This window comes from Streptococcus hillyeri (genome assembly GCF_041081565.1).
Classification (GTDB): domain Bacteria; phylum Bacillota; class Bacilli; order Lactobacillales; family Streptococcaceae; genus Streptococcus; species Streptococcus hillyeri.
This window is the reverse complement of sequence record NZ_CP163513.1, coordinates 1869017-1893634: the sequence shown is the minus strand read 5'-3', so window position 1 is coordinate 1893634 and position 24618 is coordinate 1869017. Positions and strand designations below refer to the sequence as shown.

Here is a 24618-nt window from a genome sequence, read left to right as displayed (position 1 = left end):
CCACTTCGCCGACAGACATCGGTATAAGATTAGATAGGGAATGATTTGTTAGAAATAAATCATGTGAATTTCTTAAATATCTGATTACTTTTGGAAAGGTTGACCAGTAAGCTAGTGATCACAATACGCTATATTTTGAGGTGAAATGTCGGTAGCAAAGGCGATTGAACTGATAAGATAATTTACAGTATCAGAATTTTTCGTATAATATTTGAAATACATTGCGATATTATTGAATAGTTGATATACTTTAGATGTAATAAACAATATGAAAATGGTAAAAGGTGGGATTTTTATGGAAACTAAGCAATTCATGGAACGTTTAGAAGGTGTTTTACCAAACTGGCAAGTGCCAGCGATTGAGGGAGATATTAAGCTAGGTGATATGCCAGGAGATCAGATTGCAATTGTGCCACAACATATTGAAAAGGCAGCATTAATTTTTCCGCGTTTGGTGAGTGAAATTATTCAGCATGTGAAAGAAACAAAGTCAGCTAAAGTCGTTGTAGCGGTTAGCGGTGGATCTGGCGTCGGCAAGACAGGTGTTGCAGCCTTGTTTACTTATTTTTTAGAGAAAGTAGGAATAGGCAGTTATACACTCTCAGGAGATAATTATCCTAAGCGTATTCCTGTTTATAATGATGCAGAGCGTTTGAAAATTTTCCGTGAAGAAGGCATTTTACAAATGCTAGCGGATGGTGTGTATAACGAAGAGAATGCTCAGCAATTGCGCACCTTCCAAGATAAAGAAATCGAAGCAGATTGGTCAGTGGTTGAACAATATCCATGGATGTCATCTTATATTAAAGGTGGGATTAAAGGATTAACAGGTTACTTAGGGACAGAAAATGAGATCAATTTTGCACAATTATCACATGTTATTGCGCAATTTAAAGCTGGACAAGGTAAGATTTGGTTGAAACGCATGGGTCGTACAGAAACCTCTTTATATTTTGATGAATTAGACTTTAGTGAGATCAATGTGTTAATCATTGAATGGACACATGGAAATAATGAAGCCTTAGAAGGTGTGGATATTCCAATCTTTTTAAATAGTACACCGACTGAAACGTTACAAAATCGTTTGGCACGTAACCGAGATGGCAAAGCTGATAGTCCGTTTGTGGCACGCGTTTTGGAAATTGAGCAAGAAAAATTAATTAAACAAGCAGCAAAATCAAAAATTATCGTGTCAAATCAGTGTGAATTTATTGACTATCAAGATGTTTTGGAGGCGGAGTAATGACAACTGAATTTAATCTTGGTCCAATGTTAAATGCTTATCCAGACAGTATTGGTGGCAATCTGTCGTCATTGGTTAAACTGTTAAAACAATCAGACTTGCAAGATACTTTTTCATCTTTTTATATTTTGCCAAGTGTGTTTAATAGCGATTTGGACCGTGGTTTTTCAATATTAGATTATCGTTTGAATGATTTAACAGCTACAGCTGAAGATTTAGAAGCGCTGAAATCATTAGGTTTGGACCTGAAATTAGATTTTGTGTTAAACCATCTTTCCGTATTATCTGAACAATTTCAAGATATTATTAACAAGGGTGAAGATTCAAAATATAAAGATTTCTTCATTAACTGGAACAAGTTTTGGGAAGGTTATGGGACGTTAACCCCACAAGGTTATATTCAACCAGATGATCAATATTTGGAAAAAATGTTCTTTAGAAAACCAGGATTGCCTATTTTAATGGTACGTTTTCCAGATGGGAAAGATTATCCATACTGGAATACCTTTTACAACGAGATTCGCTATCCGAAGCTTGAAGCCAATGACCTGATTAAATGGACCAGTTTAAAATATTGGGCAGCAGATGTGTTGAGTCAACGTGTTAATGATACATTAACATCTGGTGGAAAAATCGAAGACATTGATTTTACTGGATTTGAATCTGTAAAAGATACCATTATTGATTATTTACAAGCAAACCGTACCTATATGGGGCAAATGGATTTAAACTTAAATTCACCCTTAGTTTGGGAGTTTTATGAAGATACCTTGTCTAAATTAGCGAGCTATGGTGCGAAAATTATTCGTCTAGATGCCTTTGCCTATGCGCCAAAAGCACCGGGATCAAAAAATTTCATGAATGAGCCTGATACATGGGATTTGCTTGAAAAGATTAAACAGATGGCAGCTAAGCATGGATTAACCGTTCTGCCTGAAATCCATACCAGTTACAGTGAAAAAACGCATGAAGTGATTTCAGATAAAGAATTTATGACCTATGACTTCTTTTTACCGGGCTTGATTATTGATGCGTTGGAGAGTGGTGAAGCGACGCATTTAGCGAAGTGGGCTAATGACATCATTGAAAAGAACATGCGTGTTGTGAATATGTTAGGGTGCCATGACGGGATTCCCTTGCTTGATTTGAAGGGAATTTTGTCAGATTCACGTATTGAAGAATTGATTAACGTGATTGTTGGACGTGGTGGCTACGTTAAAAATTTACATGGTAAGAAAAATATGTATTATCAAGTGAATGCAACCTATTATAGTGCATTAGGTGAAAATGATGCGAAAATGTTGCTAGCGCGTGCCTTGCAATTATTCATGCCAGGAAAACCACAAATCTGGTATTTAGATCTATTTCTAGGTAAAAATGATCATGAAGCTGTTTTACAAGCAGGTGAGGGTGGTCATAAAGAAATCAATCGTACCAACTTATCATTAGAACAAATTGAAGCACAATTAAAAAATGAAGCTGTTCAAGAACAATTGAAGCTATTACATTTCCGTCAAACAAATCCAGCATTTTCAAGTGAAGCAACGGTTTCAGTGAGTCATCAAGATTCAACTATTAAGATAACATGGGAATATAATCACTACACGGCTACCTTAGAAGCAGACTTAACATCATTGGCGTATCGTATCACATCATCACAACCTGATGGAAGGATTACAAACGAAATGAAAAGCTTATAAAGCCTAAACATTGAGACACTTGCCTGACACAAGTGTCTGTTTAAGAAGATTTAATCTAGAAAATAAAATATAAGTATATTTGAAAAATAGGCTACTTGTATATTTTAGGAACATTTTCCTTGCTTGCAAAAATCTAGAAATATGCTATAATTATTTATGGAGCAACAGCTGTGCGTGAAGCGGGTCAGGGGAGGAATCCAGCAGCCCTAAGCGAAGTCAGTTGTGTGCTCTTTTTTTGCGGAATCTAAAAGCCCTTTGAAATCAAGCTTTCAGAGGGGGATAGGCCGCTGCTATCTGCGAACGGATAGGTCTATAGACTTTTTGAATCATAAAACAATAAAAAATCCTTTGAAATGGTGTTTTCAGAGGATTTTTGTTTATATTATAATGATTATCTTTCAACACTAAGTGCATTAGCGACATTGTATTTCTTTTGGAGGAAATAACGAGCACCAAAGGCAAGGGCCCCGATGATAGCAAGTGCTAGTGCTGGGAGTACAGGGTTGATGCTTGCTGGAATAAAGACGCTTGCTACTGTAAAAATGATTAACCATAGTGATGTGACAGCAAAGAGGATTCCCATGCTTTTCGCCCAATGAGGACGATTGCCGTTGTTGATATGGCGGTAAACAAAGTAGTAGATGGCGTACATTGCAGCGCCACCAGTCATTGTGAGGATAAGGAGGGTTAAAATGCCGTAGCTAGTCGCTTCTTTATTGAAAGATTGTATGATGGCATTTAGTAATGAAAATGCTCCGAGGAATAGAAGTGTTGTGTCTAACCACATGAGCCATGGATTGGTATTTTTTTCAACCTTTGCTGCACTTGTTTGCCCAGCTTTTGGGGTGAATGAACCAGCCCAAACGGTTGGAGCTCCTAAGAAGGTACGTGCAGGAATACCTTTTTTCTGATTTTCTTCAATTTGAGGTAAGACCTCTTCTAAAATACTTTTAATCTCTGCGTCAGATTTCCCGTCTTGGATTAATTGATGGGTAGCGATTTTGACAAATTCTTGATTTTTTTTTGTTAAATTTTGAAGTTCCATTTTTTTTTCTTTCTAAATAAATGATTATCCTTAAAACTCTTCTTAGAACCATTTTTTTCTAAAGAAGTAAATAACAACACACGATGACCCTAAGGCAGCTATCATAACGATTAACCAAAACGCATTAGGTAAGCCGTTAAAAGGCATGGTATTATCCTTAAAGTTCATACCGTAAGCTGAGAAGATAACCGTTGGAATATCTAAGGCCATAGTCATTAACGCCAAGGTTTTCATGATAGTGTTCTGATTGTTACCAATAATAGAAGCAGAAGTTTCAGTCATGACATTTAAGACATTTTCATAAATGCTAGCCATCTCAATCGCCTGTTGGGTTTCAATCAGAGTATCTTCCAGTAGGTCTTCATCCTCAGCGTATTTTTTTAAACTTGAGGCATTTCCAGTCAATTTTTTGACAATACGTTCGTTGATTTTCAGAGAAGCCTTTAGGTAAATGATAGACTTCTCCAACTCCATCATATCGATCAGTTCTTCGTTTTTAGTAGCTTTTTCAAGTTCTGCTTCGATTTTATCAGACTGTCTGTCGATGGAACGAAGGGCTGTTAGGAAAAGCTCTGCATTTCGATAGAGAAGCTGAAAAACAAAACGGGTTTTCATGAAGGTGTAGAAATTTCTAACACGACCATTTTTAAAATAATCAAATAGTGGGACATCTTCTAAGCAAGTCGTGATGACAGCATTTTGTGCGACGATAATACCAAGAGGAATGGTCACATAGTAACTTTTGCTGTTGCGTTCTTCTTGCATGGGAACGTCGACGATAATGAGGGTATAATTATCTTCCACGGAGATACGAGAACTTTCTTCCGCATCAAGCGGTGCCCGCAAGTCGGTAATATCAATATTAAATTGCTCTGCTATACGAACAGAGTCCTCCTGGGAAGGGTTTACCAAATTAATCCAAGCCCCTGGCTCGAACGTTTCAATTTCGTTGAATTCTTTAGCAGTTGATAAAAATATTTGTTTCATCAAGCCCCTCCTTCGGATAAAATTTGCCTTATAGGCATACATTTCATTATACTACAAAACGAGTCTTTTGTGGGAACTCTTTTGGGATTTTTGTTATAATGAGTGTTGTCATATTGAGTACTATGCTCAATAAATGAAAGGAAAATGATTAAATGACCTTTTACGATTTTCCACACATGATGTTTATTTGTGGTGGAAAGATGTCGGTTGGTCAGGTTGGTTTTTTATATGCAAGATAAATTAGTAATCCATGGGGCGAGAGCCCATAATTTGAAAAATATTGATGTTGAAATTCCGCGTGATAAATTGGTTGTCGTGACTGGTTTGTCAGGTTCAGGGAAATCATCGCTGGCTTTTGATACGATTTATGCTGAGGGGCAACGTCGTTATGTTGAGAGTTTATCAGCCTATGCCCGTCAGTTTTTGGGAAATATGGAAAAACCGGATGTGGATTCGATTGATGGTCTTAGCCCTGCTATTTCCATTGACCAAAAAACAACCAGTAAAAATCCTCGCTCGACGGTAGGAACAGCGACCGAAATCAATGATTATCTTCGTTTGCTTTATGCGCGTGTGGGAGTTCCTTACTGTGTGAATGGGCACGGGGCAATTGCGGCATCATCTGTGGAGCAAATTGTGGATGAAGTGTTGGAGCTACCAGAGCGTACGCGTATGCAGATTTTAGCGCCGATTGTGAGACGCAAAAAAGGGCAACATAAGACCATTTTTGAGAAAATTCAAAAGGATGGTTATGTTCGTGTCCGTGTTGATGGTGAGATTTACGATGTGACGGAAGTTCCTGAACTGTCCAAGAGTCAAATGCATAATATCGAGGTTGTGGTGGACCGCTTGGTCAACAAGGACGGCATTCGCTCACGTCTCTTTGACTCTGTGGAAGCAGCCCTTCGTCTCGCAGATGGTTATCTTATCATTGACACGATGGATGGTAATGAGTTACTTTATTCTGAGCACTATTCTTGTCCAGTCTGTGGATTTACAGTGCCAGAGCTTGAGCCTCGCCTCTTTTCATTTAATGCGCCTTTTGGTTCTTGTCCTACCTGTGATGGTCTTGGGATGAAGCTAGAAGTTGACCTTGATTTGGTGATACCTTATCCTGAAAAAACGCTTCGCGAAGGTGTTATTGAACCATGGAATCCTATTTCATCGAATTACTATCCAGCAATGCTAGAGCAGGCCATGACTCAATTTGGTGTGGACATTGATACGCCATGGGAAAAGTTATCAGAGGGTGATAGGAATCTTGTCCTTTACGGTTCAGGTGAACGTGAGTTTCATTTCCATTATGAAAATGACTTTGGTGGTGTCAGAGATATTGATATTGTTTTTGAGGGAGTTGTCCCAAATATCAATCGTCGCTACCACGAGACCAATAGTGATTATACACGTAATGTCATGCGTGCCTACATGAATGAGCTTAAGTGTCAGACTTGCCACGGCTATCGCCTCAATGAAGCGGCGCTTTCAGTCCGTGTTGGGGGAGAGACTGGCTTGAACATCGCTGAAATTTCAGATTTGTCTATTGAAGATCATTTGGCACTGGTTAAACAATTAGAATTAGCTGGTAACGACAAGCAAATCGCAGCGCCTATCTTAAAAGAAGTGACAGATCGTTTGACCTTCCTCAATAATGTTGGGTTGAATTATTTGACCCTATCTCGTACAGCAGGTACCTTATCTGGTGGTGAGAGTCAACGGATTCGCTTGGCAACACAGATTGGGTCAAATCTTAGTGGCGTTCTTTATGTCTTAGATGAACCATCTATTGGACTTCATCAAAGAGATAATGACCGCCTCATTTCAAGCCTCAAAAAAATGCGTGATTTAGGCAATACCTTGATTGTTGTTGAGCATGACGAAGACACGATGATGCAGGCTGACTGGTTGATTGATATTGGGCCAGGAGCAGGTCAATTTGGTGGTGAAGTCATTGCTTCTGGTACGCCAGAACAAGTGGCTAAAAATAAAAAATCCATCACAGGTCAGTACCTATCTGGAGCTAAAGAAATTCCAGTACCGTTAGAACGCCGTTCTGGAAATGGACGATTTATTCAGCTCAAAGGTGCTTCTGAGAACAACTTAAAAAATGTTGATGTCAAGTTCCCACTTGGTAAATTCGTCGCTGTTACGGGTGTTTCTGGTTCAGGAAAATCAACCCTAGTCAACGGTATTTTGAAAAAAGTGATTGCTCAGAAAATCAATCGTAATTCTGAAAAACCTGGTAAATATAAGTCTGTTGAAGGAATTGAGCATATCGAGCGCTTGATTGATATTGACCAAAGCCCAATCGGACGGACACCACGTTCAAATCCTGCGACTTATACGGGTGTCTTTGATGATATTCGTGACCTTTTTGCTCAAACTAATGAAGCCAAAATTCGTGGTTATAAAAAAGGGCGTTTTTCTTTCAATGTCAAAGGCGGACGCTGTGAAGCTTGTTCAGGTGACGGAATTATCAAGATAGAGATGCACTTTTTGCCTGATGTTTACGTCCCTTGTGAGGTTTGCCATGGCACACGTTACAATTCAGAAACCTTAGAAGTACGTTACAAAGATAAAAATATTGCGGAAATCCTTGATATGACTGTTGATGATGCGGTAGAATTCTTTGCGGCCATTCCTAAAATTGCTCGTAAGGTTCAAACCATTAAGGATGTTGGACTAGGTTACGTTACTTTGGGACAACCAGCTACTACTCTTTCAGGAGGAGAAGCGCAGCGCATGAAATTGGCTAGTGAGCTCCACAAGCGTTCAACAGGGAAATCCTTCTACATTTTGGATGAACCAACGACAGGACTTCATACGGATGACATTGCTCGTCTCATTAAGGTATTGGAACGTTTTGTTGATGAGGGAAATACCGTTCTTGTCATTGAACATAACCTTGATGTGATTAAGACGGCAGACCATATCATTGACCTTGGTCCAGAAGGCGGTGTCGGAGGTGGAACAATCGTTGCCACAGGAACACCAGAAGAAGTCGCACAAGTCAATGAAAGCTATACAGGACAATATTTGAAACCCAAATTGCATTTGAACTAATACTCATATAAAATCAAAATTTGATAACTTGTATTCATAATTTTTTGGACAGTTAGCCTTATGTGGTAGGGACGCAAGCGACCTCCTAACGGAGTTCCATTGCTTATTTTCAAGCCTAAGGTCTTGAAAATACCCTCGACGATTGACAGAATATAGTCAATCGTCTTTTTACCACGGTGGCAACTGTCTGTTTTGAGCGATTTTGTGGTCGCATTTTAAGCTGGCGCTAAAATTTTTAACTTGTGAATATTGTTTCTGAACAGGATTTTAGTTTCAATATAAATTATAAATCTGGTTAAATTTCTATAGTGTAAAGTTCACAATTTCAGATTTCTGAAATAAATTGCTAAATTCCCAAACTAACTTCCACCGTCTGTTAAAGTGGAAGTTAATCTGATAAAACCTCTAACAACCAGTGAAACTCCGTGTCAGGGTAAGTTCCACTGGTTTTTATAAAGGTTGATTTATTGCATTTTTAGGCTAATTTAGTTGACAAAAAGGGTACACAAAATCCCCTCATCTGAAAGCGTTTCAGATTAAGTTCCGCTATGGTGGAAGTTAGTGTGAGACGTTTGAGTGGCTTATATTAGGTTGTTTTTAGAATTTGTGTTGGAGTAATTTTGGAGACTGACAGACGTCTTCTGCTGGAATTAAGGAAATGCCGAGTAGTTTAGCCAGTTCTTCGTCATAGGTAAAGGTAAAGAGCTCATAAGCTGATTTCCCATTCAGAGCAGCGCGTTTCACGCTATTCACATGAGAACAGACTAGGTTGATATCGTTCTGAGTTAAGTTGTCAAAAGAAGTTCCCTTGGGTAAAATATCGCGAATAAGTGTGTGATTTTTCTCAATTCTTCCTTTCTGGTCAGAGCGCTTAGGGTCGCAAAAGAATAGGTTAATCTCACCTCTGATATCCATCTCAATGTCATCAACTTTGGCAAACTCTCCACCATTGTCAGTTAGAATGACAGGGAAAACATCGAAGAAATCTCGGTCAGCCTCATAAAGCGTGTTCTTGATAACATAGAAGTGTTTAGCGACCTCAAGAGCGGTTTTATTGTCCAGAAGTCTAGCGAAGATAAAGTTACAGAAAGAGACATTGAAGGTGAGTAATACTTTTCCACCAACCCGTCCAATAACGGTGTCCATTTCAAGCCAAGAGGTCAGCTGTCTATGTGTCAGGAAGTTTTGGAAGTCCTCATAAGAACGCCCTTTTTTAGCTTCTTTAGGGATAGCAGGTAGTGTAGCCTTTCGTCTAGGTTTGAATTTTACAGCTCTAGCCAGATCAATAGGAGCGATAGAAAGGTATCCTTTACGGATGTGTCGATAGACGGTTGAGGAACTGACATCAAGGTTATGAGTTTTAAGGATGTGATAGATGTGCTGTCCCTTTTTCACACCATCGGAGATGACTTTATCCATGTCCCAGAACGTTTGAGAGTTGAGAGGTGTTCCTTCTCGAGCCTCAACGAGGGTTTGTTCGTATTGTTTTTGAGCCTGTTTAGCGAGGTAGAAGATTTTCTTGTAGCCACAATTTTGTCTTCTCTTAGGACATCCGTTACAGACAAATGGGGATTTATCAAGGAGAGGGCAAGGAAGCCCATCATTGGTAGAGGTTCTGACCTGTCTGTTACGTTTGACCTCTTTGGAAACGGTAGTAGGATCTTTTAGGATAGTTTGTCCAATGACTTTGAAGGTTTCTCCACGTTCTAAGCCAAGTTGGATGTCATTGCGGTCTGAGAGGGTAAGGTGTTTATATTTTGTCATAGTAAGGACTCATTTCTAACGCAAACGTCTCAGACTTAATTCCACCATAAAAATCCGTTTTAGACTAACTTCCGCTTCGAAAGCTAAAGTGGAAATTACTTTGGGAAATTACCTCTGAAATAAATTAAGTATAATATAGTAAAAGACTTACTGTTTAGCATAAAAACTCCTAGACTACTCGTTTTAAGTAACAAGATTCTAGGAGTTTTTTGTGTGTCATATTATAAGATTTTAATCAGATGAGTATCATCGTAAAAAATATAGCCATGCTTGGGGTAAAAGGAATAAGAGGCTCTCCAGTCTTCTTTAGGTTGTCCAAGGTGGACATGAATAGCTGTTTTACCTTCTGCAATTAAGTGTTTTTCTGCGAAGCGAAGTAATTGACTCCCTAAACCTTGATTTTTCAAACGAGGTTTAACAAATAGGCGGTGTAGAAAAACTTCTGAGGAATTTGGAAGAGATGAATAAGCGATGGATCCGATGACCCTATTTTTCTCATCAATTCCCAACCAGAAGTGATCGCTCTTATCTTGGTAAGAGGTTTTAATGGATAATAAATCAGGGTTGATACTTGGAATTCTTCCTAGAGCATCTTTGGCTTCTAGTATCATAAAGATAAGGTCGTCTCGATAAGAGTCTTGGTATTCAATGATTTTCATGTTAATATCTCCCTTAGAATACGAAAAAAAGCCTTACACTATAGTGGGTTTTTTACTTTATTTACCCCCTACAAGAACAAATCTAGAACAAAATACCACTAGACAAAGAAAAAAGCCTTATAAATCAAGGCTTTAGACTGTTGAATCATATACCCCCTACAGGGCTCGAACCTGTGACCCCTAGATTAAGAGTCTACTGCTCTACCAACTGAGCTAAGGAGGCAAGAAAGCTGTATTGGCACCGGTGATTCACGTTTTGTATTGAACCCGCGCAATAAAGCAGGTGGGCAACTCGCTCCTCCTTAGTTGTTTCCGCGTGAAACGGCCTACATACTGGAGGAAGACTTTTGTTTCCCTAAAAATACAAAAAATAGTCGGTCAACACATTGATGTGAATTCGTATGCCACAGCAATATTTCTGTACCATTATGATACCACTTTTTAGAAAAATTTCAAGGGCATTTTTAAAATTTTTGAAAACGCTTGTTATAAGTCAAAATCAGACTTGATTTTCTCAAGACATTGCGCCATGAAAGCTTTATTGAGCCTATAGCGGGCTTCGTCTTTATCAATAGCAAAGCTGAGCAATCCAGCATTGAGCAGTTTTTGGATGTGGAAAGATACGTTAGCGGGAGTGATGCCTAGCTGTGCAGCTATTTCTTTATTTTTCATTGTTGAGTGAGAGACGATATTTAAAATATCATAACGAACGGGATCAGCTAGAGACTTGATGGCCAAATCCAAAGTGTCTTTGCTGAGATTGTGTTGTTGTCGTCCTTTGAGAATGATTTCTGCTCTGGCGTAAGTATAGACGTAGATAGGTTTTTCTAAGTCTAACTCATCTGTAGTAATGATGTGACTGAGATGTAGTGGTGAAGTGACAAAAACTTTTAGGGCAGATTTTTGACTTTTTGAGAGGTATTTTTTGATATCAAAAATAGAGTCGCTAAAAAGTTCCATAATGTCAAGCTGATTGATTGTCTCTAGCACCTCTTTTTCGTATTTTTCATAAAACGGTTGATAGAGAGGGATAAGCTCTTTGTAGAGGTCAACCATGCCTTCGACGGTTTCTTTAGGGTGATGATATGACCAAAAGACGCGCCATTTGGTACTCTCTTTTATCATGTCATCCTCTAAGAGGTTAAGAAGATCTTCCTCGGTTTCGATGACTTGGCCTTCAGGTGCGATAAGATTTAGTAAAAGGGAGCGGATTTTTTCTTCTGAAACCGCTAAAACAAGTGGATAAAGTTCTTCCATTGTTTTAGGGTCGTGGCCTTCTTCTAATAGATAGCGGTAAATACTATCTATAATATGGCCATGGTTTGCTCCGCGGTAAAATTTGTGAAGACGTGGTGTATAGGGCTCTAATATTTTTTTGATGGTTTCAAAATCATTAAACACCTCTTGAAAAGTTTGACGTTCTTCAAATGTTAGATCAATTTGACTAGGATCGAAGTAGCTGATGCTTGGTAGCCAAAGAAAATCCATGATTTTACTTTGATGTTTACTGATAAAAATATCCATTATATTACTTTCTTTCTGATAAAGTCATTAATAGTATAACCTAAAAGTCCTAGACTGAGCAAGAAAAGAAGAAGCGTCAGCCATTTTACCGAAAGAAATAACATCAGTCCTGACATCAGTAATCGTGTGATTACAATCCCCGTAGTAAACCAGGTATAAATGCCAGCAGACACAGTAGCAATTTTATTCTCAGAGATTCTAGTGTAAATTAGGGTGTTTAGTTTAGGATTGATAGCACCCGAAATGATTCCTATAGGAATAAGGAAAATGAGAATGAGCCAGATATTCTGAAGATAATAAGCAAAAATAAGAGCAGAAAACAGCGCGGAAGCCACTTGTAGGGTGTGAGAAATAGAAAGATTTTTTAGGAGATTCATACTTAAAATTCCCCCTAGAATCATGCCGATAATATTAGTGGTTTGAAAAATTGCTAAGGTTGTAGCTGCATTAAAGATTATAAACTCTTTATTATGACTCATAATAAGGGTCAACAATGTGATTAGAACAGCACCTAGCCCATTTAGGACAGGGACAATAATCATACAGGCTTTTAAGTCAGGAATAGCAGCCATTTCTGACAGAGTTAGCTTCAAGCTTTGCCACATATCTTTGAAAATATTACCAGACCTTTTGTTTTCAGAGGTTTCTAGAGGTTTTTGGACAAAAAGCTGAGCAATACGAGGTTTAATGATTGTGTACATGAGAAGAGATACTGCAAATGTCGCAGCATTGACAAAGGCTAACTGGGAAAAACTCATCATCGTAATAAATAAGGCACCAGCAGATTGAAATAAGAGATTGGTTGTTAATCCTAAACTTTGGCTAAATCCCATGTATTCTGCTCTGTCTTCGTTAGGAATAATTCTTAAACTAATAGGGATGTAAAGACCATTCTCATATTGTCCCGCGACATCAGAGAAAAAATTAAAGATAGCCGCCACGATGACAATCCATAAAGCTGGTTCAAAGGTCATGATAAAGCCTAGAATCGTGTAAATAGTAATACGAAAAACTAATGTTAATTGAATAGCCTTTAATTTATCTTTGGTTTTATCAGACCAAAAACCTGTTATGAGACGACTAAAGGTAGGAAGGGTTTCTGATAAGGTAATAATAGATAAAGCAAAATTAGGATTTGGAAGAAATAAGACATAGTTCATCAGAGCCATGTAATAAAGAGTATCTCCAAAATTTGACAGAAGATCAGAGGCAATAACCGCTAAATAAGTTTTGTTGGCAAAAATCTTTTTCATAAAAACACCTCAAGTAATAATTAAAGTTTTAAATAAAGTAATTACTTGAATAAATTACAAAACTAATGCATTATAAAGTCAATATTTAATTCAAAAATAAAGCGTATATCTAATTCTATCCTTTTCTTAACGAAAACTTAAACGAAGATTAGTCATGAACAGATTTTTTGACTTTGAAAGTTTTGATATGATAAGATGACTTTAATCTAAGATTGGAGTATTAATATGACTTTGAAAAAATTGAGTTTATTTGGTTTAGCAGCTTTAACTACTTTGACTTTAGTTGCTTGTGATTTTGATGATGATAAAGATGAGGTAGCTGTACAGCAGAGTACCACTCAACAGACTTCACAAAGTGCTTCAGAAACAAGCACACAAACGACTGGACAAGCTGGTGCCTATAGCCCTGCTATTTCTCAAGAAGATGCTGTGAAAAGAGCTCTTGAAGCAGCCGGCCTAAAGCAAGAGGAAGTTATCAATTTGACAGTTGAGCAAGATTTTGATGACATGCCACATAGCTATGATATTGAGTTTGTCAAAGATACTACAGAATACAGCTATTCTATTGATGCTGATTCAGGTAATGTTTTGGAACAAAGTCAAGAAAACGTTAATGACTAATATGACAGAAAACCGTGCGTTGGCACGGTTTTTAGTGTATAATGTTGACTATGAAAAGAGATTTTAAAACCGTAAAAAGACTTGTTATTAAGATTGGAACAAGTTCTTTAGTCTTACCAACAGGAAAGATTAACCTTGAAAAAATTGATCAGTTGGCTTTTGTTATTGCTAGTTTGATGAATAAGGGAATGGAAGTTGTTCTCGTTTCATCTGGTGCGATGGGATTTGGCTTAGATGTTTTAGGACTTGCTAAGCGTCCTAGCGAAATGGCAGAGCAACAAGCAGTATCTAGTGTGGGGCAGGTGGCGATGATGAGCCTTTATTCTCAGATTTTTGCCCACTACCAGACCAATGTGTCTCAAATTTTATTGACACGTGATGTGGTAGAATTTCCTGAGAGTTTAGCCAATGTTACCAATGCTTTTGAAAGTCTATTTAGCATGGGAATAGTCCCTATTGTCAATGAAAACGATGCGGTCAGCATTGATGAAATGGACCATCAGACTAAGTTTGGAGACAATGACCGTTTATCAGCTATTGTGGCTAGCATCACGAAGGCAGACTTATTGATTATGCTGTCAGATATTGATGGGTTGTTCGATAAAAATCCGACGATTTATGACGATGCTAAGTTGCGTAACCATGTTCCTGAAATCACAGAAGAGATTTTAGCTTCTGCTGGTGGCGCCGGTTCTAAGTTTGGAACAGGCGGTATGCTTTCTAAAATCCAATCAGCACAAATTGTCTTTGAAAATGATGGGCAGATGGTATTGATGAATGGTGCCAATCCGCGTGATATTTTGCGTGTTCTAGATGGCGAACACCTAGGAACATTGTTTAGTCAGAAGTGAGGAAAGAGTATGACCTATATTGAAACTTTAGGAAAACAAGCTAAAAAGGCAGCGCGTGACTTGCTCAGCCTTTCCACCAGTGAAAAAAATGCTCTCCTAACCTTGGTAACCAAGCGTTTAGTCAGTGAAACAGCGCTACTTTTGACGGAAAATGCTAAGGATTTGGCACAAGCTAAAGAAAATGGGATTTCCGAGATTATGACAGATCGCCTTCGTTTGACACCTGAACGAATTGAAGGAATTGCAGAAGGGGTTCGTCAGGTAGCCGATTTGGAAGACCCGATTGGTCAGGTGGTACGTGGCTATACGAATTTGGATGGTTTAAAGATTGTTCAGAAACGAGTGCCTTTAGGGGTGATTGCCATGATTTTCGAAAGTCGTCCCAATGTCTCTGTAGATGCTTTCTCGCTCGCCTTCAAGACCAACAATGCTATTATCTTACGTGGTGGACGTGATGCTATTAACTCAAATAAAGCCCTAGTATCGGTCATTCGTCAGGCGCTAGCAGATGGCGGTGTCAATCCTGATGTGGTTCAGTTGGTTGAAGATACTTCGCACGCTGTTGCAGAAAACTTGATGCAGGCAGTTGATTATGTTGACCTGTTGATTCCACGTGGTGGTGCCAAATTGATTCAAACGGTTAAAGAAAAATCAAAAGTGCCAGTGATTGAGACTGGCGTTGGGAATTGTCACATTTACGTGGATGAGTTTGCTGATTTAGAAATGGCGACGAAGATTGTCCTTAATGCCAAAATCCAGCGTCCAAGTGTGTGTAACGCGGCAGAATCTTTAGTGGTCCATGAAAAAATAGCAGAGCAGTTTTTGCCAATGTTGGAAGAGGCGGCTAATCAGGTACAGCCAATTGAATTTCGTGCGGATGAGAAGGCATACGCCCTCTTAAAAACAGCCGTTCCAGTAACAGAAGAAGACTATGCCACAGAGTTTTTAGACTATATCATGTCTGTCAAGGTGGTTTCGAACTTGGAAGAAGCGATTGCTTGGGTTAATACCTATACGTCATCGCACTCAGAAGCCATCGTGACTCGTGACCTTGTGGCAGCCGAGAAATTCCAAGACCAAGTGGATGCGGCAGCGGTTTATGTCAATGCCTCAACTCGTTTTACCGATGGCTTTGTCTTTGGCCTTGGCGCTGAAATCGGTATTTCAACGCAAAAAATGCATGCGCGTGGACCAATGGGGTTAGAGGCTTTGACATCTACAAAATTCTATATCAATGGTCAAGGACAGATTAGAGAATAACAAATGAAGCATGACAAATTTAGAAAGTGAGCTTGGATGAACTGGCAAGATTATTTTCCTAATGCCCAGAAAAGTCAGCAAAAGTCAGACGATACTGGAATTCAAAATCTTCCATTGGAAAAAGAATGGTTACAAATTCCTAAAGAAGATTTGACTGATAGAGAGCGATTTTTAATCACCTTATTCTCAACAACGGCTGAGGATAGGCCGGTATTAACCAATCCTTGGTTAGAATTTTTAATGGGAAGAAGCTCTCAGTTGCCAGCCTCTTATCCAAATTACCAATTTCTCTATCTTGAGCATTCCCAACCGTTTACGGAGGAGTTGCTAGAATTGTTGGACCAACTTCTTTTGGGACGTGTGGCAACCATTTCACTTGGATCATATCGGACAGCTCTGCTATTGACTCAAGAACAAGGAAGTGACATCACTGAGCTTTTGAAGGAGCTTTTGGTGACCATTGAAAGCGACTTTGGGCTATCGCTTAGTCTTTTTCTCGGGAATAGCTGGGCGCGGATAGATGATGAGCATCTGAGACAGCTTTTTCAGGCGGAAACGACTCTTTTTACTGCCTACCTAGCGGGTCATTCTTCTGAAAAAATGCAGAGCTTTGCAAAAATGTTGCTCTGGGCATTGAGCAATGGGCAAGAAGTGGGAGTGTTCAAGGAAGCACTTAACTATTATTTGACCCTGCAAAATGAGGTTCCAGATATGGTAGCAGCCCTGTGGGAAAGCCACGGCAATCAGGTACAAGCGGCGCAAAAACTTTTTTTGCACCGCAACAGCCTCCAATATAAACTGGATAAATTTCAAAGCCTGTCAGGGCTGAATTTGAAAAAGTTAGATGATTTAGCGCTGTGCTATTGGTTATTATTGGAAAATTGAGGGCGTAGGCTCTCTTTTTTTAGCTCCTACATGAAAACGTTTTTATTTTTGTGCAACTTGCCCAAAAATCTAGTTAAGGTGTCCATAGCAGTGTGAAAGCGCTTTTGATATACTTATTTCAACAATAAAAACAAGGAAGTAAGATGTATGACAACTCTTAAACTTAACAATATTTACAAAAAATACCCAAAAAGCACTCACTACTCTGTTGAAAACTTCAACCTTGATATTAAAGACAAAGAATTCATCGTTTTCGTAGGTCCTTCAGGTTGTGGTAAATCAACAACCCTTCGTATGATTGCAGGTCTCGAAGATATCACAGAAGGTGAATTTTACATTGATGACAAACTCATGAATGACGAAGCACCTAAAGACCGTGACATTGCCATGGTTTTCCAAAACTATGCCCTTTATCCGCATATGACTGTTTACGATAATATGGCTTTTGGTCTTAAATTGCGTAAATATAGTAAAGATGATATTGATAAACGTGTGCGTGAAGCGGCTGAAATTCTTGGATTGACTGAATTCTTGACACGTAAACCAGCGGATCTTTCTGGTGGTCAACGTCAACGTGTTGCCATGGGACGTGCTATTGTCCGCGATGCCAAAGTGTTCTTGATGGACGAACCATTGTCAAACTTGGATGCCAAACTCCGTGTCTCAATGCGTGCTGAAATTGCCAAAATTCACCGTCGTATTGGTGCAACTACCATCTATGTTACCCACGACCAAACAGAAGCGATGACGCTTGCTGACCGTATCGTTATCATGAGTTCAACGAAAAACCCAGAAGGTTCAGGAACCATTGGTCGCGTTGAACAAATCGGTACACCACAAGAACTTTACAACGAACCAGCTAACAAGTTTGTAGCAGGATTTATCGGAAGCCCAGCGATGAACTTCTTTACCGTAACGTTTGACAATGGTGTGCTTCGCAGTGAAGATGGTATCGAACTTGCTCTTCCAGAAGGACAAGCTAAGAAGCTTGAAGCAGCTGGCTACAAAGGTAAAAAAGTTATCTTTGGTATCCGTCCAGAAGATATTTCTGGAAACCCAATCGTTCAAGATACTTATCCAAACGCGACAGTTAAAGCGGAAGTGATGGTATCAGAGCTTCTCGGAAGTGAAACCATGCTTTACGTTAAAGTTGGATCAACTGAATTTGCCTCACGTGTTGATGCGCGTGACTTCCACAATCCAGGCGAGAAAGTAGACTTGACATTCAATGTTGCTAAAGGTCATTTTTTTGACGTTGAGACTGAAAAACGTATTAAATAAGCTACTCCTAAATCCAACCCGCAGAGTCTGCGGGTTTTTGTGCTTTTCAAATTTTAGACAGATGCTTCTGCTTTATGCTATAATAAAAGTTATGACTAAAGAATTTCATCATGTGACCGTACTTTTACACGAAACCGTTGATATGCTTGACGTTAAATCGGATGGTATTTATGTTGACGCGACACTTGGGGGAGCGGGACATTCTTCTTGTCTCCTTTCTAAATTAAGTGATAAGGGGCATCTTTATTGCTTTGATCAAGACCAAAAGGCTATTGACAATGCTCAAATCAAGTTAAAAGACTATATCGATCGCGGTATGGTTACCTTTATTAAGGATAATTTTAGAAATCTAAAAATGAACCTAGCCCAGCATGGAGTCTATTCTATAGATGGGATTCTTTATGACTTAGGGGTTTCTAGTCCTCAGCTTGATGAGCGTGAACGTGGTTTTTCTTATAAAAAAGATGCTCCGCTTGATATGAGAATGAATCAAGAAGCTAGTTTGACGGCTTATGAGGTGGTTAATAGCTATCCTTACCAAGATTTAGTGCGTATCTTTTTCAAATACGGTGAAGATAAATTTTCAAAACAGATTGCTCGTAAGATTGAGCAAGCTAGGGAAATTAAACCGATTGAAACAACGACTGAATTGGCTGAACTCATTAAGTCAGCTAAGCCAGCGAAGGAACTTAAGAAAAAAGGACATCCCGCAAAACAAATTTTCCAAGCCATTCGTATTGAAGTTAATGATGAGCTTGGTGCCGCAGATGAATCCATTCAACAAGCGATGGAGTTACTTGCAGTAGATGGGCATATCTCTGTTATTACGTTCCATTCTTTGGAAGATCGTTTGACCAAACAATTGTTCAAAGAAGCGTCTACAGTGGATGTTCCGAAAGGCTTGCCATTTATTCCAGATGACCTTAAACCAAAGTTTGAATTGGTGTCTCGTAAGCCGATTTTACCAAGTGATGAGGAATTGGCAGTTAATAACCGCGCTCATTCCGCAAAACTTCGAGTTGCTCGAAAAATACATAATTAAGGACAATATTATGCCAGAAGACAAGAGACAAGAAGCGCTTAGTCAGGTTGTTCAAAGACGTATTCGCCAATTTACAAGACTGGAGAAGGCGTTTTATGGGACAATTATTTTGACAGCTATTGTAATGGCGATTAGTCTCATCTATATACAAAGTCGTAATCTCCAGCTCCAACAAACGATTTCAGAGTTGAATGGGGAGTTGAATCTGAAACAGACGGAGTATAATAACGCCAAACAAGAAGTCAATGAATTGTTACAACGTGAGCGCATTATAAAAGTAGCAGAAGAAGCTGGTTTAGTACCCAGATCAGAAAACATTCAAAAGGTTGAGTAAGTTATGAAAAAGTTAATACAATTCTTTTTGAATTATGTTGTTAAAGATAGAAAAACTCCTGCGAGCAATCGAAAACGAGTAGGTCAGAATCTCATGATTTTGAGCATATTCGTCTTTTTCGTGTTTCTGATTAACTTTGCTGTTATCATCGGTACTGATAGTAAATTTGGAACGGATTTGTCAGAAGGGGCGGAGCAGGTTTATCAATTACAAGTTAGGCAGCAGGCTAAGCGGGGCACCATTTATGACCGTCATGGAAATGTTATCGCAGAAGACTCGACAACTTACTCAGTCTATGCGGTAATGGATACTTCTTATGTTGACGTTTATGGGAATAAACTTTATGTCAAGAAGTCTCAATTTAAAAAGGTAGCAGATATCTTTCATGAGCATTTAGGCATGAAAAAAGATTATGTTATCAAACAATTAGAGCAAGATAATCTATCTCAGACTGCCTTTGGCGTACAAGGGAATAATTTAAATTACAGTACTATGTCTGCTGTAGCAGAAGCAGTTGATAAAGCTGGTATTAAAGGAATTGATTTTTATACCAATCCAGGACGTATGTATCCTAATGGGACCTTTGCATCGCATTTTATAGGACTAGCTCAGTTGATGGAAGACGAAAAAACAGGAAGCAAATCATTCACAGGTACAACAGGAATGGAATATGCTCTTAATGAAGCTTTATCTGGAACTGATGGAATTATTAGTTATCAAAAAGATAAAAATGGTAATGTTCTGTTAGGGTCTTCAACTCCAGTGAAAGCAGCGATCAATGGTAAGGATATCTATACAACCTTGTCACAACCCTTGCAGGTTGCCTTAGAGACGCAGTTGGATCTTTTGGCAGAAAAAACGGTTGCAAAATTCATTAGTGCTACTTTGGTAAATGCTAAAACAGGAGAGATTTTAGCGACAAGCCAACGTCCGACTTACAACGCAGATACCCTTGAAGGCTTAGATGGGGAAAAAATAGGAACCTGGAATAGTTTGCTTTATCAAGGGAATTATGAGCCGGGTTCTACAATGAAGGTTTTCACATTGGCTTCTTCAATTGATAATGGAACATTTAACCCAAATCAAACTTACTATAGTGATAAGTATGAGCTTGCAGACGCTGTTATCAGGGACTGGGATGTCAATATGGGCTTATCTAGTGGAAACTATTTAACGTTGTCTCAAGGTTTTGCTTATTCAAGTAACGTTGGTATCCTGCATTTACAACAAGGGATTGGAATAGATAAGTGGATGAATTACTTATCAAAATTCCGTTTCGGTACGCGTACGCGTTTTGGAATGAGTGATGAAGAGGTCGGTAATCTTCCAGAAGATAACCTTGTAACCATTGCTCAGTCTGCATTTGGTCAGGGGATTAATGTGACCCAAATTCAAATGTTGCGCGCTTTCACATCAATTAGTAATAATGGTGTTATGCTAGAACCTCATTTTATTGGGCAAATTTATGATCCGAACACGGAATCTAGTCGTACGGTTGGACCAGAAATTATTGGGAATCCTATTTCATCGGAGGCTGCTACTGAAACGCGTCAGTACATGGTGACGGTTGGTACGGATCCAATATGGGGGACACTCTACTCAAAAACACTGGGGAGTCCAGTTATCCAGGTTGGTAATGAGAGTATTGCTGTAAAATCAGGTACAGCTCAGATTGCAGCCTCAGCAGAAGAAGGTGGTGGCTATCTTCAAGGGTCAAATGACACAATCAACTCTGTCATTGCAATGATTCCATCAGATGATCCGACCTTTATGATGTATGTTACTATTCAGCAACCAAAAGTTTGGACAGGATTAGAATACCGTGATATTTTTAATCCTATCTTGGAAGAAGCTCTGTTGATGGAAAAAGAATTAACCCAGCCAATCACACCGATTAGTGAAAAGACAACAGCTTATAAAATGCCTGATGTTATTGGGAAACCATCAGGAGATACAGCTGATATTCTCAGACGAAATATTGTTCAACCTGTTATTGTTGGAAATGGTGAAACGATAACCAAAGCGTCTGTTGATAAAGGACAGAAATTAGCTTCAAATGCCCAAGTTCTTCTATTGACAGATTCTCTAAAAACGGTACCTGATATGTATGGTTGGACCAAGAAAAACATGGATATTTTTGCTGAATGGCAAGGGATAGATGTCACTTATAAAGGCTCAGGAAGAACGGTTGTTAAGCAGAGTATTGACACCGGAAAAGACATTTCTAAGATAGATAAAATTACGATTACATTGGGAGATTAAGATGTTATTAAGTATTATAGCGGGTCTGGTAGCCTTTGGGGTAACCATCATAGCCATGCCACATTTTATTCGATTTTTTCAAATCAAAAAAATTGGTGGACAACAAATGCACGAAGATGTGAAACAACATCTTGCCAAAGCAGGGACTCCGACCATGGGGGGGACTGTATTTCTTGTTGTAGCGATTGTAGTCAGTTCGGTCTTTTTTATGATTGCTAGTATGGTAAAGGCTGATTCGATGTCATGGACAGCTGTTGCAGGTATTTTAGCTGTTTTAGCCATTTATGGTACCATTGGATTTCTTGATGATTTCTTGAAAATTTTCAAACAGATTAATGAAGGACTGACTTCAAAGCAGAAAATGGCGGCGCAAATCATCGGTGGTATCTTGTTTTATTTTCTTCATGTCCATTCAAGTGGTCATGATAGCTTAAATGTTTTTGGCTACCAACTTCATTTAGGAGTTTTCTATTTGGCCTTTGTTCTATTTTGGATTGTAGGTTTTTCAAACGCTGTCAACTTAACAGATGGTATTGATGGCCTAGCTTCCATTTCAGTGGTGATTAGCCTGTTTGCTTATGCGGTTATCGCTTACGCACAAGGGCAATTAGATATTTTCTTAGTTATTGTTACCATGATTGGTGCCTTACTTGGCTTTTTTGTCTTTAATAAAAAACCAGCTAAAGTGTTCATGGGTGACGTGGGGTCACTTGCTCTTGGAGCTATGCTTGCCACACTCTCAATTACCCTTCACCAAGAATGGACCTTGCTCTTTATTGGAATTGTCTATGTTTTTGAGACAAGTTCCGTGATGCTTCAGGTCACTTACTTCAAATACACTAAGAAAAAATATGGTGAAGGACGTCGCATTTTCCGTATGACACCTTTCCACCATCATTTGGAGTTAGGTGGGCTTTCTGGAAAAGCAGAGCAATGGAGTGAATGGAAGGTTGATGCTTTCCTATGGGCGGTAGGAACAATTGCTAGTCTGATCACGCTAGCGCTTCTTTACCTCTGATTGTAAAATTCAGCCAGCGAAAGCTGGTTTTTTGTTTGAACTTGATTGACTGAGTAAATGAGAATAATAATCATCATCCGAATGTCGTGAACGAAGAAACTAACCAGAGCTTTTTTGAGTATTTTTTGGTATAATAGTAAAGCTATCATAGAGAAAGGGATGTTCAGTTGATTTTGTTTAGAACTGAACAGGGGCAAAATTTTTACAGGAAATCTGGCAGCACCAATTGAGAAGGTGTTAGAAAGTTCATTGCTGAGAGGTTAGAGCGATTTTTTAACATCAAGTTATGCTGTTTAGGGTTTTAGTGAAATGAGACTATTGCTTCAATATCTTACACATGTCATTTAAAGATTTTAATTTTAAAAACTATATTCAAGATGCTTTGGAGGAGATTAAGTTTATTAATCCCACTCCGGTACAGCAGAAATTAATTCCGGTGGTACGCTCTGGTCGCGACCTTGTCGGAGAATCTAAAACAGGATCAGGTAAAACACATACATTCTTGTTACCGATTTTTGAAAAAATTGATGAAAATGGAAAAGATGTTCAGGTGGTTATCACAGCACCATCGCGTGAGCTTGCTACTCAGATTTATCAAGCGACAAAGCAGATTGCGGATCATTCTGAGACAGAGATTCGAGTGGTTAATTATGTTGGTGGGACAGATAAGCTTCGTCAGATTGAGAAGTTGAAGGTTGCACAACCGCATATTGTTATCGGTACGCCAGGGCGCATTTATGATTTGGTTAAGTCAGGTGATTTGGCGATTCATAAGGCGCATACATTTGTTGTTGATGAAGCAGACATGACGATGGATATGGGCTTTTTGGATACTGTTGATAAGATTGCAAGTGCGCTACCTAAACAAGTGCAAATCTTAGTCTTTTCTGCAACTATTCCTCAGAAGCTTCAGCCGTTTTTGAAAAAATATCTGACGAATCCTGTCATGGAGAAAATCAAAACATCGACAGTTATTGCAGATACAATTGATAACTGGTTGATCTCTACAAAAGGTCGTGATAAGAATGCTCAGATTTTAGAATTTGCTAAAGTTTTGAATCCATATTTGGCGATGATTTTCGTTAACACTAAGGAACGTGCGGATGACTTGCATAGTTATCTGGTCTCCAATGGTTTGAAAGTTGCTAAAATTCATGGAGGTGTGCCGCCTCGTGAGCGTAAGCGTATCATGAATCAGGTTAAAAACTTGGATTATGAGTATATTGTAGCAACTGACTTAGCGGCACGTGGTATTGATATTGAGGGTGTTAGCCATGTTATCAATGATGCCATTCCTCAAGATTTATCATTCTTTGTGCACCGTGTTGGACGTACAGGTCGAAATGGTCTATCAGGCACAGCGATTACACTCTATCAGCCAAGTGATGATTCTGATATTAAAGAACTTGAGAAATTGGGCATTGCCTTTGTCCCAAAAGTTTTAAAAGATGGAGAATTCCAAGATACTTACGATCGTGACCGTCGTGCCAATCGTGAAAAAGTCTATAAAAAACTTGACACTGAGATGATTGGTCTAGTGAAGAAGAAAAAGAAAAAAGTAAAACCAGGTTACAAGAAGAAAATTCAGTGGAAAGTTGACGAAAAACGTAAGAAAGAACGCCGTGCAGAGGCTAGAGCTAAAGGACGTGCTGAACGTAAGGCAAAAAAACAAACATTTTAAGAAAGGGAGAGTGGGACCTAAAATGTCTCATCCTCTCTTTTTTTGTAACCTGATATAAATTCTTTATAGCGGTGATAGATAAGAGGTATTAGGCAAGCTATCTTTTCTGTGTTATTGTAAATATACCGTCTAAATGAATTATTTTTGA

19 protein-coding genes, 1 tRNA gene and 2 other RNA genes are annotated in these 24618 nt (G+C 38.8%); 14 read left to right on the top strand and 8 right to left on the bottom strand.

Features of this window, described 5'->3' with window-relative positions; translation table 11 throughout:
* Positions 1 to 295 precede the first annotated feature (295 nt).
* The 3 genes from AB6M99_RS09340 (at position 296) to ffs (ending at position 3182) form a co-directional block, all read left to right on the top strand.
* Positions 296 to 1243 carry a hypothetical protein gene (locus tag AB6M99_RS09340; protein WP_220702232.1) on the top strand — a complete coding sequence of 316 codons (948 nt, stop codon included), beginning with the start codon at positions 296 to 298 and terminating at the stop codon, positions 1241 to 1243.
* Positions 1243 to 2943 carry a glycosidase gene (locus tag AB6M99_RS09335; RefSeq protein ID WP_121836016.1) on the top strand — a complete coding sequence of 567 codons (1701 nt, stop codon included), beginning with the start codon at positions 1243 to 1245 and terminating at the stop codon, positions 2941 to 2943. Before AB6M99_RS09340 ends, AB6M99_RS09335 begins: the two co-directional genes overlap by 1 nt.
* A gap of 153 nt (positions 2944 to 3096) precedes the next feature.
* Positions 3097 to 3182, top strand: an RNA gene (ffs, locus tag AB6M99_RS09330) — signal recognition particle sRNA small type.
* Between the two features lie 152 nt (positions 3183 to 3334).
* On the opposite strand, the gene AB6M99_RS09325 is transcribed toward ffs, so the two are convergent.
* Positions 3335 to 3988: a DUF1129 domain-containing protein gene (locus AB6M99_RS09325; protein WP_121836015.1), complete on the bottom strand. Its 654-nt coding sequence runs from the start codon at positions 3986 to 3988 to the stop codon at positions 3335 to 3337.
* Positions 3989 to 4030: 42 nt separating this feature from the next.
* Positions 4031 to 4975: a magnesium transporter CorA family protein gene (locus AB6M99_RS09320; RefSeq protein ID WP_121836014.1), complete on the bottom strand. Its 945-nt coding sequence runs from the start codon at positions 4973 to 4975 to the stop codon at positions 4031 to 4033.
* Between the two features lie 228 nt (positions 4976 to 5203).
* Here AB6M99_RS09320 and uvrA point away from each other — a divergent pair, with 228 nt between their 5' ends.
* The gene (gene uvrA / locus AB6M99_RS09315) at positions 5204 to 8035 is read left to right on the top strand and encodes an excinuclease ABC subunit UvrA (RefSeq protein WP_121836013.1); all 2832 of its coding nucleotides are present in this window, start codon (positions 5204 to 5206) and stop codon (positions 8033 to 8035) included.
* 597 nt (positions 8036 to 8632) lie between these two features.
* On the opposite strand, the gene AB6M99_RS09310 is transcribed toward uvrA, so the two are convergent.
* The 6 genes from AB6M99_RS09310 to AB6M99_RS09285 form a co-directional block, all read right to left on the bottom strand.
* Positions 8633 to 9799, bottom strand: a complete 1167-nt coding sequence (locus AB6M99_RS09310) for an IS30 family transposase (protein ID WP_369350628.1) — start codon at positions 9797 to 9799, stop codon at positions 8633 to 8635.
* Positions 9800 to 10020: 221 nt separating this feature from the next.
* A complete protein-coding gene (locus AB6M99_RS09305; RefSeq protein WP_121836012.1) occupies positions 10021 to 10458 on the bottom strand; it encodes a GNAT family N-acetyltransferase in 438 nt (145 codons plus the stop codon).
* 150 nt (positions 10459 to 10608) lie between these two features.
* Positions 10609 to 10681: transfer RNA gene (locus AB6M99_RS09300), tRNA-Lys, on the bottom strand.
* Positions 10682 to 10874, bottom strand: a non-coding RNA gene (gene ssrS, locus AB6M99_RS09295) — 6S RNA. It lies immediately after the preceding tRNA gene.
* Positions 10875 to 10944: 70 nt separating this feature from the next.
* Entirely contained in the window at positions 10945 to 11982 is a 1038-nt protein-coding gene (locus tag AB6M99_RS09290; protein ID WP_121836011.1) for a helix-turn-helix transcriptional regulator, read from the bottom strand.
* Positions 11982 to 13235 carry an MFS transporter gene (locus AB6M99_RS09285; RefSeq protein ID WP_369350625.1) on the bottom strand — a complete coding sequence of 418 codons (1254 nt, stop codon included), beginning with the start codon at positions 13233 to 13235 and terminating at the stop codon, positions 11982 to 11984. Before AB6M99_RS09285 ends, AB6M99_RS09290 begins: the two co-directional genes overlap by 1 nt.
* Before the next feature lie 225 nt (positions 13236 to 13460).
* Here AB6M99_RS09285 and AB6M99_RS09280 point away from each other — a divergent pair, with 225 nt between their 5' ends.
* The 10 genes from AB6M99_RS09280 (at position 13461) to AB6M99_RS09235 (ending at position 24470) form a co-directional block, all read left to right on the top strand.
* The gene (locus AB6M99_RS09280; RefSeq protein WP_121836009.1) at positions 13461 to 13856 is read left to right on the top strand and encodes a PepSY domain-containing protein; all 396 of its coding nucleotides are present in this window, start codon (positions 13461 to 13463) and stop codon (positions 13854 to 13856) included.
* Positions 13857 to 13897: 41 nt separating this feature from the next.
* Positions 13898 to 14707, top strand: coding sequence for a glutamate 5-kinase (gene proB / locus AB6M99_RS09275; RefSeq protein ID WP_121836008.1), 810 nt, complete (start codon positions 13898 to 13900; stop codon positions 14705 to 14707).
* 9 nt (positions 14708 to 14716) lie between these two features.
* Complete coding sequence (locus AB6M99_RS09270; protein WP_121836007.1) at positions 14717 to 15967, top strand: glutamate-5-semialdehyde dehydrogenase; 1251 nt, start codon at positions 14717 to 14719, stop codon at positions 15965 to 15967.
* Between the two features lie 36 nt (positions 15968 to 16003).
* Positions 16004 to 16852 carry a helix-turn-helix domain-containing protein gene (locus AB6M99_RS09265; RefSeq protein WP_121836006.1) on the top strand — a complete coding sequence of 283 codons (849 nt, stop codon included), beginning with the start codon at positions 16004 to 16006 and terminating at the stop codon, positions 16850 to 16852.
* A gap of 147 nt (positions 16853 to 16999) precedes the next feature.
* A complete protein-coding gene (locus AB6M99_RS09260; protein ID WP_121836005.1) occupies positions 17000 to 18133 on the top strand; it encodes an ABC transporter ATP-binding protein in 1134 nt (377 codons plus the stop codon).
* A 91-nt stretch (positions 18134 to 18224) separates the two neighbouring features.
* Complete coding sequence (gene rsmH / locus AB6M99_RS09255) at positions 18225 to 19175, top strand: 16S rRNA (cytosine(1402)-N(4))-methyltransferase RsmH (RefSeq protein WP_121836004.1); 951 nt, start codon at positions 18225 to 18227, stop codon at positions 19173 to 19175.
* A gap of 10 nt (positions 19176 to 19185) precedes the next feature.
* Positions 19186 to 19509 (top strand): cell division protein FtsL, encoded by a 324-nt coding sequence (ftsL, locus tag AB6M99_RS09250; RefSeq protein WP_121836003.1) that lies wholly within the window; start codon positions 19186 to 19188, stop codon positions 19507 to 19509.
* Between the two features lie 3 nt (positions 19510 to 19512).
* Positions 19513 to 21771, top strand: coding sequence for a penicillin-binding protein PBP2X (gene pbp2X / locus AB6M99_RS09245; protein ID WP_369350619.1), 2259 nt, complete (start codon positions 19513 to 19515; stop codon positions 21769 to 21771).
* Position 21772: 1 nt separating this feature from the next.
* Positions 21773 to 22789 carry a phospho-N-acetylmuramoyl-pentapeptide-transferase gene (gene mraY / locus AB6M99_RS09240; protein WP_121836001.1) on the top strand — a complete coding sequence of 339 codons (1017 nt, stop codon included), beginning with the start codon at positions 21773 to 21775 and terminating at the stop codon, positions 22787 to 22789.
* A 337-nt stretch (positions 22790 to 23126) separates the two neighbouring features.
* Positions 23127 to 24470 carry a DEAD/DEAH box helicase gene (locus AB6M99_RS09235; protein WP_121836000.1) on the top strand — a complete coding sequence of 448 codons (1344 nt, stop codon included), beginning with the start codon at positions 23127 to 23129 and terminating at the stop codon, positions 24468 to 24470.
* Positions 24471 to 24618: the final 148 nt, after the last annotated feature.